This is a genomic window from Bacteroides sp. AM54-2NS (assembly GCF_003602935.1).
Taxonomy (GTDB): domain Bacteria; phylum Bacteroidota; class Bacteroidia; order Bacteroidales; family Bacteroidaceae; genus Bacteroides; species Bacteroides xylanisolvens.
In genome coordinates this window covers 1-14,643 of the sequence record NZ_QTMZ01000018.1, presented here as the reverse complement: position 1 = coordinate 14,643, position 14,643 = coordinate 1, and the positions used below count along the sequence as shown (strand labels likewise).

General features: G+C 38.6%; 6 protein-coding genes and 2 pseudogenes. All 8 read right to left on the bottom strand.

The genetic code is table 11. The features are described 5' to 3' along the window. Positions 1-188: 188 nt before the first annotated feature. The 8 genes and pseudogenes from DXA05_RS12800 to DXA05_RS12765 all read right to left on the bottom strand — a co-directional run bounded on the left by DXA05_RS12800 (position 189) and on the right by DXA05_RS12765 (position 14,442). The gene (locus DXA05_RS12800; RefSeq protein WP_128859219.1) at positions 189-2,462 is read right to left on the bottom strand and encodes a GH92 family glycosyl hydrolase; all 2,274 of its coding nucleotides are present in this window, start codon (positions 2,460-2,462) and stop codon (positions 189-191) included. A gap of 7 nt (positions 2,463-2,469) precedes the next feature. Then, positions 2,470-3,437, bottom strand: a pseudogene (locus DXA05_RS12795) (1,4-beta-mannosyl-N-acetylglucosamine phosphorylase). Between the two features lie 16 nt (positions 3,438-3,453). Beyond that, the gene (locus DXA05_RS12790) at positions 3,454-4,782 is read right to left on the bottom strand and encodes an MFS transporter (protein ID WP_004306233.1); all 1,329 of its coding nucleotides are present in this window, start codon (positions 4,780-4,782) and stop codon (positions 3,454-3,456) included. Between the two features lie 98 nt (positions 4,783-4,880). Then, complete coding sequence (locus DXA05_RS12785) at positions 4,881-7,064, bottom strand: DUF4838 domain-containing protein (protein WP_117684348.1); 2,184 nt, start codon at positions 7,062-7,064, stop codon at positions 4,881-4,883. A gap of 154 nt (positions 7,065-7,218) precedes the next feature. Beyond that, on the bottom strand, positions 7,219-8,352 hold the full coding sequence (locus tag DXA05_RS12780; protein ID WP_128859218.1) for a DUF1735 and LamG domain-containing protein: 1,134 nt from the start codon (positions 8,350-8,352) through the stop codon (positions 7,219-7,221). Positions 8,353-8,383: 31 nt separating this feature from the next. Further along, positions 8,384-9,520 (bottom strand): glycoside hydrolase family 18, encoded by a 1,137-nt coding sequence (locus DXA05_RS12775; protein WP_128859217.1) that lies wholly within the window; start codon positions 9,518-9,520, stop codon positions 8,384-8,386. Between the two features lie 25 nt (positions 9,521-9,545). After that, positions 9,546-11,120, bottom strand: a complete 1,575-nt coding sequence (locus tag DXA05_RS12770) for a SusD/RagB family nutrient-binding outer membrane lipoprotein (protein ID WP_248005604.1) — start codon at positions 11,118-11,120, stop codon at positions 9,546-9,548. A gap of 11 nt (positions 11,121-11,131) precedes the next feature. Then, positions 11,132-14,442 (bottom strand): annotated as a pseudogene (locus tag DXA05_RS12765) (TonB-dependent receptor). Positions 14,443-14,643: the final 201 nt, after the last annotated feature.

Here is a 14,643-nt window from a genome sequence, read left to right as displayed (position 1 = left end):
AGATAGTGACGGTATCCAAGACAAATAGTGACGCTATCTTGGTCCGATACCGTCACTATCCCGGGCATATACCGTCACTATTTTCGAAGAAGTAATAACAGAAGTAAATGTAAAAAAATGGGCTGCCGGACTATTAGAAGTCCGACAGCCCTGTCAACCCAAAAACGATACCTATGAAACACTGTGTGTTATTTCAAATCAAACTTTAAATATTTGCCGTGAACAAGTTCATCATGTGTGATATGATATTTATTGAACTTCTTGCCATTCAATAGTACCTTATTAATATATAAAACTCCTAGTTGAGTACGATTGGTTTCAATCACCAATTCGTTTTCTTTATACCATTTCGGATCTAACCGGATCGTTACCTTATTAAAGACCGGAGTCGTCAATGTATATTCGGGCAGTCCGGGACAATCCGGATAAAAACCGATCATATTGAAAATAGCCCAGGAAGACATCGTTCCCGTATCATCATTTCCTGGAATACCATCAGGTTTTGTTGTAAAGTACTTATCTAATAAACGCTGCGTCTCTTTCTGCGTACGCCATTCTTCACCTTTAAAGTATGAGAATAAATGAGCATAAGCAATATCCGGTTCATTTGCCGGGTCGTAAAGTCCTTCGTCAAAAACCATTTGTAGTTTATCGATAAAAGGTTTCTTTCCCCCCATTAATTTCGCCAAGCCATATACATCATGTGGTACATAGAACGTATAATTCCAGGAACTACCTTCATGGAAACCGGGATTCGGTTCAAAGTTCTCTCCTTGTCTCGGATTAAACGGGCTATAAAACGTTCCATCGGGGAGAATCGGACGGAAAGTACCAAATTCTTTACTATAATAATGTTTGTATCCTAAAGAACGTTTATAGAACATCTCTGCATCTTTCTTTTTACCTAAAGCAGCTGCAAAACGAGACAATGCAAAATCGGCAATATAATATTCCAATGCATGAGAGACGGAATTGTCATACTGTTCACGAAGGGGTACATATCCTTTAGACATATAATCATCATTATCAGGACGCATCAAGTTTTCCGCCCCCGGTAACGTAGCAGATTTGTACATTGCCTCATAAGCCAAATCAACATCAAAGTCACGCAAACCTTTCATCCAGGTATCTACAATTACCGGAATACTCGGATCACCTTCCATTGTCAATGTTTCTCTGCCATATAATTCCCACTTAGGCAACCATCCATGTTCACGATACATATCAAGCATTGTACGTACCATTTCCATCTGACGTTCCGGATAAACCAAGGTTAGCAATTGATGAACATTACGGTAAGTATCCCAAAGAGAAAATACGGTATAGCGATCACCTTTGGTTGTCAGGATCTTATCACTTTCCATTGCCGGATATTCTCCGTTCACATCCTGCAAAATATTAGGATGAATCAGCAAATGATAAAGCGCTGTATAAAACACAGTCTTTTGGGCATCTGTACCACCTTCCACTGTTATGCGTGACAAGTCATCATTCCATTTGGAACGTGCTTCCGCATGGATCTTCTCAAAATCCTTTCCAGCCTGTTCACGATCCAGATTCAAACGGGCATTTTCTACGCTTACAAAAGAAACTCCCATTTGCACTTCTACCTGTTCACCTTCTTCTGTATCGAAGGAGAAATAAGTACCAATGTCATCTCCTGCTATTTCTTTTCCGTAACGAGTATAAAGTTTATACTTTCCCTGATCCTTATCCCATTCAGCCTCAACACCCATCATCGGACGCTGTTTCTTCCAATACCCTGTTGCAGAAGGATTCTTTTTAACCCGCAATACAAAGTAAATAGGGAATACAGCTTGAGGATTATAACAAAATGTACCAAGTAGTTTGACTCCTTCCACTTCGCTATCGCTTACACGACGAAGCATAGCGCCACTCTCATTCGTTAACCCCTCACCCAAATTCAGCAGGATGTGGCTTTTCCCTTTTGGGAAAGTAAACCGGGCAATACCGCTACGCGGAGTAGCCGAAACTTCTGTTTTTACATTATATTTAGTCAGATAATTAGAATAATAGCCCGGTGAGGCCTGTTCATCCTTATACTTACTACCATATTCTTTATAATCCACATTCAGTTCTCCGGTAGTAGGCATCAATAATAAAGAACCTAATTCCGGACAACCGACTCCACTCAAATTCACATGAGCATATCCGGTAAAGAAACAATTTGTATATTCATAAGGCGTAGACCACCATCGGGCATCTTTATCGTATGTGTTTTCGGAAGATCCCATCACATTGAAAGGAACCACAGACATCATACCATTGGGGCAAATCGCTCCCGGATTGGTCGTTCCGAAATTTGTAGTTCCGATAAAAGGATCCACATAATCTATCAAAAGACTTTTATCCGTATTTTTAAGGGGAGGGCTCCCCCCTTCCCCCGCATAGGCGGAAAGAAGGGAAAAAGCAAGTGTGTAAGTTAATATAATACGTTTCATATCTTTATTAAATGATACTCGTTCGTTTCGTAAAATCGATAATCTCTTTTATATATCCGAGGCCATACCTACCACAGTATCTGCCGCACCATAATAAACAGCAACACGTTCACCATCTTGCAAAGCAGCACAGGGGAATACTACATTAGGAACGTCACCCTGAAGTTCGTAAGGAGCAGCCGGACCTATCAGATATTCACGTGTACGGTAAAGAACTTTTTCCGGATGATCTTTATCCAATATGGCAGCTCCCATAGCGTAACGGAAACCATTACAAGTAGTGATTACACCATGATAGAACAGCAACCAGCCTTCATCTGTAAGGAAAGGAACTGAACCTGCACCAATCTTCGTACACTGCCAAGCGCTTTCCGGGAAAGGAGTCACTTTCATTACACAACGGTGTTCACCCCAATATTTCATATCCGGACTATAGCTGATGTATATATCGCCAAACGGAGTATGTCCATTATCACTGGGACGACTCAACATCGCATACTTGCCATCGATCTTCTGCGGGAAAAGTACACCATTACGATTGAAAGGCAAGAAAGCATTTTCGCACTGGAAAAACTCCTTAAAGTCAAAAGTATAGGCAATACCAATCGTAGGGCCATGATAGCCATTACACCAAGTCACCCAATAACGGTCTTCAATCCATGTAACACGAGGGTCGTATTTATATTCCGACTCAATCATTTCCGTGTTACCTGCTTTAAACTGAATAGGTTCATGATTGATATCCCAATGAATTCCGTCCTTACTAAAACCTGCAAAGATATTCATCTGTACAGCTTTGTTATCACAACGGAATACGCCTGCAAAACCATCCTCAAAAGGAACAACAGCACTATTGAAAATACTATTAGATGAAGGAATATGATAACGTCCGATAACTGGATTTTGTGAGTAACGCCACATAACGTCCGTACATCCGACAGGACGATCTTCCCAAGGAATTTGAATTTTATTCATAATCGTTGATTTTATATTATTTATTTTTTGAGTCATCATACGTGAAAGGTATGAAATAAGTAATCAGAAAAGCTGGAATAGTTGCGATTAACACATAGATAAAGAAATTACGATATCCTAATAAGTCACTAAGATAACCACTAACCATTCCCGGAAGCATCACTCCCAGATTCATGATTCCTGAAGCAAATGCGTAATGTGACATTTGATGTTTGCCTGGAGCAATCTGTTGCATCATAAACAACGTCAGTCCGACAAAACCAAAGCCATAACCAAAATATTCCATTGTTATACAAGTTCCGATCAGATATACATTAGTAGGCTGTGCAACTGCCAAAAAGGTATAGGCTACAAACGGAAGATTAAAAATACAGCAGAGAGTAAATAGTGTCTTTTTCAATCCGAACTTAGAGACATAAATACCTGCTAACAATGAGCCTAAAACGAAAGCAGCGGAACCAAAGATACCATTTAGCGTGCCGATCTCTGTCAACGACAGTCCTAAGCCGCCTACATCCCTTGAAGCACGTAAAAACAGCGGAGCTATTTTCATGATAAAGCCTTCTGCCAAACGATATAAAATAATAAAACAGATATAGTAGAGAATATGCTTTTTAGTAAAGAAGTTAGCAATGACTGCTACCAGTTCGTGCCCAACTTCTGATGCTGTTTTCTTCGTTGTTGACGGAACCTGTGTAGAAGGTAACATTTTTATATGATAAATACCGATCAGTACCATTATTGCCGCAATTACGCCGAAAATAATCATCCATGCAGATGAATACGCTCCTTTGTTAGCATCTATCGAAGCACCTTCTATTGCTCCGAAATGCTCTGCCAATGCTCCTGCCATAGCAACTAATCCTCCATTAGCAACCAATTTGGCTACATTATAAAAAGCACCTTGAACTCCGATATATTTTGCCTGATCTTCCTTGTTCAATTCAGCCATATATACACCATCACAAGCAATATCGTGCGTTGCTCCACTAAAGGCAATCACTGCCATCGTAGAGATACTTATGGCGAAAAAGTAATCGAAAAACAAAGAAAAGGCTACTACTCCAAACAATACACCACTCAATAATTCTGTAATCAATACGAAAAATTTTTTCGTCCGATACATTTCAAGAAAAGGACTCCACAAAAATTTCAGTGTCCAAGGCATCATAATCAGAGAAGTCCAGAATGCAATTTGCGTATCCGAAATTCCAAGATCCTTAAACATGAAAACAGAAACCAGATTAATAGCAATAAAGGGAAGTCCCATTGCAAAATAAGCAGTAGGTACCCAGCAAGCCGGGTTAATAGTTTTTCGTTGAGAAGCAGTTTTATTCTGTTGCATAAATCATAGTATATAGATGAAAAAATTCATTTTTCTGACCCATCTATATATAATACAACTAAAAGGGGGAAACTACTAACGTCTCCCCCCTACTTTTTTTATTTTATTATCACTTCGTCTATAAAAAACCACGAAGGATGGCCTACACCATAATGCCAGGTCGGACATTCTTTCGTTCCGGTGACTTCTACTTTCACATAACGAGTTTTTATCGGTTCGGCTGATTCAGCCTTGACTCCACGGAATTTTACCTCACCCGTACGTTCTTCCGGTAAATCAATCGTTCTCCAATGCGTATAATGTTCACCGTCTTCAGCGTATGAATAAACCACCTTTAGAGGAAAAAGAATCCAGGCCCCTATTTGATGAAGAAAATCTGTTTCCACACTATGTATCTCTTTCGCTTCGCCCAAATCTATAACGAATGCACCATCGGTTCCTTCCCAACCAATCCAGCTATCAACAAAGGTTGCTCCACCAAACAAACCGTCAACCAATGCGTTTTTTCCTAATGCCGCATATTTTCCCGTAGGAGGAATTAGATAAGTAACTTTTGCGCCCAAAGCCAAACTTTTTTCTTTTTGCGGCATGTAACGTTCCCTATACAATTTGCAATAGTCTACCGGTGAATTGGAACGTTCATTCAATGTAGGAACTTGAAACTCTTTCACGCGTTCCTCAAAAAGGTCTAACTTTTTATTGATATCTACCAAATCTTTTTCTGTCTCCGTTCGTGCTATTTCCAGTTCTGAATACTGAATTGGCAGGCGTGCCCGTTGAACTCGTTTTAAGAAATCTGGTTCTGCTGCAACAGCCTTTTCAGCCAAATCAAATAAATGATTATAACGACGCATCAAAGCAGGCTTTAGCATGCCATATTTATGTGATACGGGTGAATCATATATCCACAACCTCTGTCCACTACCGATTAATGCGCCTTCCATTATCTTTATGTACTGATAAAGATATGGCGCTGCTTCCCCATAATATCCATGCAGAAAATGTTGCATCAATGAGTCTACATTAACTTCTGGATTCCACATTAACTTTGACACTAAATAAGCGCGAAGTTCTGCAAAATCTCCTCCCCTGCTCCCTGCTATTTGAGAGAAATGCATGGTGGCATGATTCTTTTCGAAAAGACGGATATTGTCCTGTAAAATATGGAAATTAGGAAATGGAGCCAGATAATTATCAAAGTTAATACCGTAATCCCACACGAAAATATTATTGGTAATCTTAGACCATCCTTCCATGGCTTTCACAAACTCTTTTCCCGAAGCATTCTCCGTCAAAGTTACTTCACGGTCACAGTCAATATCACATAGCATAATATTCACATTCGGCAAAGGTTTCACATGTTTCGGAGGATTCATAGTATATAGATAAGCCAATGTGGAAAATTCTTTATCCGGGAAACGGGCAGCCAACTTATTCAGAAAAGTGATTATGCTTCCTGATAATGCTCCTTCATAATCATCAATTGCCTTACAAGCATCACACGTACAATTTGTATAATTACCATCATTCTGACTTACAGACATGATATGCTTATCTGGATTTGCTTTGAAAATAGAATCAACACGTTGAGCTACAATCTCAAAAACCTCCGGATTACTCAAACACCACTGACTGGCCTTTCCCGGGTGGCGTTTTCCTTTGAAGTAAGAATAATATTCCGGATGTTCTTTCCCATAAATGGATGAAGGCAGAAGCTTATCAAAAGTATGCACCCAATAACCGGCAGCAAACACTTCATTCGGTTCCTCTAAACGATTCCACCACTTATAAATAGAGTCTGTATGGATAGCATAACATTGTGTCTGACGGTAACGAAAGCCCGGATTCTCGACTTTATTAATGAAGGGTAAGTTCACCGTTTTTGAAGGGGTAAGAGAATATTCATTCTCTCCCCAATAATCGATACCCAAATATTGCTCCAATAAAGTAACAACCCCATATACAACACCGTTTTCTTTACCAGATATTTTTAGAATACCATCTTGAGTAGAAATAGAGAATCCATCCTCTGTTACTTCCGCCGAAGATTGACCACCAATGAGAATATCTCCTTTCCGAGGAGTTTTATCATTTTCAATAGGAAGTGCAACTCCCGAAATTTCAGTAAGAAAACGTTGTAAGAATTGCGCTGACGTCTTACTATTTGGCATCTTGTCCTGCACAATGATGCGAGCACTACTTTTGCCATCTTTTACGAGTGTTATTTGTGCTGAAACAGTACCACATACCACCAGCAAAACAGATAATAACCAATGTTTCATGTTTGTTAGAATTTAAGTTTATATGAGCATTTACTAGAAGTACAATTCAGGAGAATAAAGTTCTAATAAATTATGGATACTTTAACATATAAAAAAGAGGATATGCCTCTGCGACATATCCTCCTCTTTCAATGAATTATTAGCCTAAAACATTTTATTTATCAAATCGGATATTATGTTCCCACCTTTGAAGTGCACCATTAGATGTTGCATTGTGTCCGTTTCCTGTAGCATCTCTAAAGGAAGTGCCATCTCCTTCATCCATTGGCCAAAGGGCAATCAAATTAGGATTCTTAGGATTAACTTCAAAATACATATTGTTTGCGATCTCCGATTCTGTACGAGCTACTTTCCATAGGCGAACCTGACTCATAGCACAATTATTACGGAAATAGCTACCACTATCCACTATTTTCATAAAATCAAAGCGTACGCTTCCACCTTTCGGTACAGGAGGATCAAAGAAGGTATCTTGTTTTCCATTCCTATAAATGGTAAGTGTTGTTCCATTATAAACGAAAGCCCAATGATACCAAGTGTTTGCTTCCAAATCACTGGCTGTTTGTTTTTGACCTCCCAAAGACTTTATCTGTAGATAATTGTAAGGCCTATTGGCATCTCCAAAACGGATATAGATTTCATGATCATTACTTCCGGAAGTGAAAATAGCCTGATTATTTATACTATAACCATCCATACGTACCCATGCTTCCAATGTCCATGCATCTACTGTAATTCCCCAATCCGTTTCAGGAAGTGTTGTTACATTTCCGGCATTACCACGTAATACAGGAACAGAAACATTCAAAGGCTTAGCTAATACATAAATAAATTTACTTTGAGCTTTTGATTTTACAATATTACCTTTTATAACATTTCCTAATGTAAGAGGAATGGCATAAGTAATACCATTAGTCACAAAATCATCCACATGAAGTCGATAATTAGCACTAATTTCACCTGCCGGAATTATCACTGTCGCATTCTTTGGAAGCATATCGGCTGGCAAGACTTCATATTCCGTACCGCTAGTTGCATTGTATTCAGCCAGTAATTCAGGAGAGAACTGGATTTCCACTTCCACATCTTCCATAACTTTTTGAGCTAAACGCACAACAACGTTAATGTCTGCACCATCATCCATGGTAACAGTAGTAGCATTGTTTGTACCAGCCGCATCTGTTATGTAAAGGCTGTTTGACTGTGCCTTGTATTCTGCATTCTCACATCCTATAAGAAAGAATGCTGACAATGCAATCATAAGACTTGATAAATAGATATATTTCATAATTTTCATTCTTATAAAATTCGTTTAATCATTATTCTTCGTTGGCAGCATTCATGCGATCATAGAAATTCCTATATATGTTTGTAATTCCCTGACGCAAGAAATAATATTCCGGTGAACCATCATAATCGCCCTTACCTTGTGCATAGTCAAAGCCTACACGATAAAGACCACATCCACCAATTAACTGGTCTATTTCATAAGGTTTTCCATTAACAGTATAAGTATTTTTATATACGTAGTTTGACATACCTAGGAATCCTCCTCCAGTATTAGCATACGATTCAAAATTCTCGGTAGCTATGGTTCTACGGACAATTTCATCCGGAGTAATAATCCCCTGTTGTATCCAATCATCCATATCACGCAACACGCCTGTCATTCTATAATCTGCCATTCCACCATAAGCTTGCAATACAAAATAGTCTACATAGTATGAAAGCCATTCTTTATCCATACCTGTTCGGATTCCAACCTCACCGTCAATCAAGAAAAGAAGGCGTTTCTCTGGCATAGGGCGATCTCCACGATCGCGGTTAGGATCCATAGCACCATGTCCAAACCAGTAGGAAAGTTCCTCGACAAAAATAGTTCTCTGTACTTTATTTGACCAAAGCGGACCAACTCCCATTCCACCACCAGGCTCATAATCCCAGTCATAACCATCATATCCACATTCAAGACAAGCTTTATAAATATCCTCTGCATAGGCTTTAATTGCAGGCCTCACCTTTTCCGGATCACTACTGGTTCCAGCTTCGTGATAAATTTCTTTATCCGGAAGGTCGTCGCCTACATTTTGAGAAAATAAGGTAACAACAACCTTTGTGCCTTTCACTTTTTGTACATATTCCATATCAGCCTTTCGCTCCGAAGTTAATTCAAATTTCGGATGCCCACCCCAGTTGGAAGCAATGGTTACAGAATCAGGCAGACCTCTCAAGCTATTTTCACCAGTAGGAGAAGTTCCTGTCCAATTGTCGAACCAAACGAACACTTGTGGAAGTCCCGGTGTTTCTTTCCACTTGCGCAAAGCAGCATAATATTCATCAGTTTTAATTGTTTGATTCAAATCAACATCATTAATAGATTCCACATCCGTACATCCAACGAAGAATATAGCGGCAAATACAAATCCGAATGCATTTTTTATATGCTTTATATTCATATTCTATATTTTATCAGGTTAAAATTTAATTCTTTTTCGCCCACCACAAATCTGTAGCTCCGGTGTCCGGACCACCTAACATAGTTGCAATAGCTGCTTCTACATTGGCTGAGTTACTAGATTTTTCCGTTGTAGGATATGGTAAACGACGTACCATACGTTTACTATCAATATCACCGATATAACCAACAGAGCTTAGATTATCTCGCGCCGTAAACAATTCAGGATAACCAGTTCGGCGATAATCACACCACGCTTCGATTCCCAATGGATAGTTGGCAATCCATTTTTGAGTAATAATCTTCTGAAGTTTATTACTTCCGTTTTCCCATGCAACAGTAGGAACATCAGTAAATGAAATATTATTTTGAGAGTTCCATCGATCTGTATACCCTTGAGGAACAACTGTACTTGAAAGATAATCACCAATCTCTACGCCATATTGATTCATTGAAATTTGAATACCTTGTTCATAGTAACTCTTAGCTGCCGCTGTTCCACCTGCAATCCATCCTTGTAAAGCCGCTTCAGCTTTTAAGAAATAAGTCTCTGCCGCATAAAAAACTGGCATAGGAAAAGCATCTGTTACAGCTGGTTTAGAGTACCTTGCAGCACTACCTTCAACGCTTTTACTTGTATCTTTAATACCCATACGTACACCACGATACTCTCTATACGAAGTCGAGGTATTCATATATTTGCTGATACGTGGATCATTATATCCATTCATGTATGCAGAAAGTGTTGCATTGATAGCTAAATCACCCCAATCTGAAGCAATCCAAAATGGGTTATATGGCATAGATGGAAAAAAGGCATTATCATCATTAGATTCTATTACTCCGCCATCAATCGCTTCCGCCATCATTTGTTTGGCATATTCTGTATCTTCAGTATTAGAAGCGATACGTACGGCCATACGAAGTTTTAATGAGTTAGCGTATTTGATCCATTTGCTAAAATCACCATTATATATGATATCATATTCGGCAACAGGTACTTCTTTTCCTTCATTTTCCTGAACAAATGCCGAAAGTACATTGATACTACGTGTCAAATCATCAAACATATTATGATAGAGTGTTTTCACATCGTCATATGCCACTTGGAATTCTCCTTTTCCCATTTCAGAGTAAGGGATAGGACCATAAATATCAGCTACACGAAGCATAACACCGACCCGCAGAATAGATGCCCACGCATAAATATATCCGGTACCTCCTGTAGATTCTTTTATTGTCTGGAAATTCGGATAAAACTCTGTAAACATATCTTTATAAGGAACATCTACCCAGTCAGCACTAGGATTGAATGTTCCAAAATTAGTACCATTCCAAGGAGCAGTTGTTGCAAAATACCCGCCATACTGCCCTACCATTTGTTCAGTGTGTTGACTGTTATTTTCCTGACAGGCATTCAATAAGCGAGTCATAGCCACAAACAACGTACCGACCCGTTCCGTCGGAGTCATATCTTCGGGATACACGTCTGTTGGATGTGTGTTTAATTCGTCAAAGTTTCCCGTACATGAAGCGAATAGCAGAGTAGTAGTGAAAGCTGCCACGCTTACAGTCTTAATTATATTGAATCTTTTCATCATTCGTTGCTTTATTAGAATTGTACTTTTATACTAAATCCCATGTTTCTCAAGCTAGGTTGCATGAAATAATCCACACCAGTATAGAATGTACTGGTAGATGACGCAACCAATCAGGATCGAACGGTGCCTTGCAATATATCATGCCCAGATTATTTCCGATTAAACCTAATGTTACATCAGCAATGTTATACAACCACTTTTTAGGGAGTGTATATTCAAGACTAACCTCCTGCAAACGAATATTGGTTGCTTCATATACATAGTGGTCACCTTCACCAGTACCAGCCGCTACTATGCTGAGATAATCCTTAGCGGATACATTTCTGTTATTGATGGTTACTCCTCCAGCCTGACGAAGTTGTGCGCTATATTCGGAAACACCACAACGATCAAGGAAAGCTTGTGTATTAGATACAACCAAACCACCAAAACGTCCGCTTAACAATATATTCAGACGTAAACCTTTATAAGTAAATGAGTTTCTCCATCCTAAATTAACCTTTGGAAGCAATGAACCGATTTTCTTATATTCGGTTTCCACCATACTTGGCAAACCTGTCTTGGCATCCAAATAGATATAACCATTATTATCGCGTTTAAAGTCACGGTTGATATACAGGTCTCCCATAGAACCACCTTCTGTCAGGCGTACTACCGGTGAAGTAGAGCCTCCTAATCTTGCTTTGTCTACATAAGGCATTTCAATCGGTTCCCCCGTAATTCTGTTTGTAACACCATCAGCCAATCTTTTAATTTTATTCTTATTATAAGTAAAAGTAAAATTACTGGACCAACCGAAATCACGCCACTCATTTTTATATCCTAAGGCCATCTCTATACCTTGGTTCTGTACACTACCTGCTTGGATGTTAACAGCCGTATACCCAGAACTTGCCGGAAGAGGCGCAGCGAATGTTTGGTTACGTGTATCAGAGTTGTAATAAGTAATATCAAAATTCAATGTATTCTTGAAGAAACGCATATTCAATCCCGCCTCATAAGATTTAGTAATTTCTGGTTTCAAATCAGAGTTTGGATACAAGGATTCTGCTTTATATTGGTCAAGCTGATCATCATAAACATAACGTACCTTTGTCAAATATGGATCATAGGCATTACCCACCGAAGTGAAAGAAAAACGTGCTTTTAAGAATGAGAACCATTCAGGCAAATCAATAACTTCACTCAAAATGCTTGAAAGACCAATAGAAGGATAGAAAAACGGTTTATTTCCTCTTTCTGAAAGAGCCAGAGAAGAATCCCAGTCAGCACGTCCGGTGAGACTTAAGTAGAGAAAACTTCTCCAGCCTATTTCCGCATTGGCAAAAACTGATTGTGTCTGACGCTTTAAACCATCAGCATTTACTTTATAATAACCACTGCGTGTAAGGTTTTCGATAGTAAAATGATTAGTTACATTGTTCAAGTCTCCATGTAAAGAAGTCAACTCCATACGAAGATCCTTAATAGAAGCACCCAAATTGGCCGTTACATTAAATTCATTGAACGTTTTATTGAAGTTCGCCAATACATCAGCATACACTTGTCTGTCTAGACGGTTTTCTTCTTTATATCGCCCTTTTGGACCGGCAAAATTACCGACCGTACCTGCGTGGAATTTTTCGGTGTATTTACTTTCGGTGTTATCGATGCTCACACGTCCTTGTACATTTAGCCCTTCAATGATATTATATTGTAGACTAGCAGCCAATTTATAACGTCTTCTATCGTTCTCACGATTCATACGATTCATAATCCAATAAGGATTTTGAGACGAAACACCGCCTAAATCACCATATGGCCAATACTGAGTATTTACACCCGACAAATCATCATAACGTTCGTATACAGCTACATCAGAAAAATCTTCGCCACGTGGGAACAAGTACAAAGAAGTAAGCGGGTTAAAATACTGCCCTTGCGATACCATATTCTTATCGTTTTGAATAATATAGTTAGCACTTGTATCCAAAATAAACTTATTATTCAAGAAGTTGGTAGTATTACGGAATGAGAAATTATATCTATCATAGTCATTATTGGGCATAATGCCTGTTGCATTAGTTGTGGCTACAGAGATATAGCTTTGACTCTTATCATTACCTGTAGAGAGAGAAAGTGCATTGGATACATTGCTTCCTGTATTAAAAAAATTTGCAGGATCGTATCTCTTATCAGTTTCTAATCCCCAGCTCATCATTTCACCTGTCATATTACCATAAGTGTTTTGAAACTTAGGCATCATCATAGGATCACTGAATGTGGTATTATTACTATAAGTCACGGTTGTCTTATCAGCACGTCCCTTCTTGGTAGTAATTAATACTACTCCATTAGCTCCTTCATATCCATACAATGCAGCTGCAGAAGGTCCTGTCAACAACGACATGCTCTCAATATCATCCGGATTAATGTCAGCTATTGATTCACTGCTCGGTTGTGTAGCCATAGCTCCATCACCCCCGGAAGAAGCACGATTATACATTGGAATACCATCAATCACATAGAGAGCGTTATTATTCTGCGTAATAGATTTAGCACCTCGCATTACAACCTTTACACCACCGCCTGGACCTGAAGCACTAGAATTAATCTGTACCCCTGCTGCTTTACCAGCCAGTGCTCCCATAAAGTTAGTACTCTTTACAGTTGTAAGTTCATCCCCTTTCACCTGTTGTACATTATACGTCAATGCTTTCTCTGACCGCTTGATACCCAATGCAGTAACAACTACTTCATCCAATACTTGCGTATCTTCTCCTAGGGTAACTTTCATGGGTTGTGCGTTGGTAAGTGTGATTGCTTGGGAGGCATAACCGATATAGGATACTTCAAGTACATCACCTTTAGCTGCTTGTATTTTGAAATTTCCATCCATATCAGTGATAGTACCATTTGAAGTTCCTTTTACCAAAATACTAACTCCAATCAATGGTTCTCCTTTTGAATCAGTAACAGTACCACTTGCAGTAATTGGTGTTTTTTTCTGCTGCTCTTCTTTATTACTCTTCGCAGAAAGTACAATATGATTATCTACTATTGAAAAACTGACATTAACTCCTCTGAATAACTGATTCATTACATTATTCAAAGATTCTTTTGTTACCTTGATAGATATGACACGATTTATATCGACATCATTTGTGTTATAGACTACTGACATTGAAGTTTGTTTCTCAATTTCTTTCAAAGCAGTGTTCAAGGGTACTTTCGATAGATTAAGAGTGATCGTTCGTTTTTGCCCATAAGCTGAAGCAAAACACGAAACCAACAAAAGGAAGAATAACAAGTGTGAGAACTTGTGTTTTATAATTTCTTTCATCTTATTCTTTTTAATTAGAAATAGTTTTTAGAGAGTTTGTAATTAGAAGCGGTAAATGTGATTACCGTTTTCACACAAAGGTTTCATGTATCTCTGTTTATCTAATTAATAAATTTAAAGTTACACTTAAAATAAATTCCATAAGCGCTTATTCAATAGTAATACATTTTATGTTGTAACCTTACTAAACGAAGATAAGAT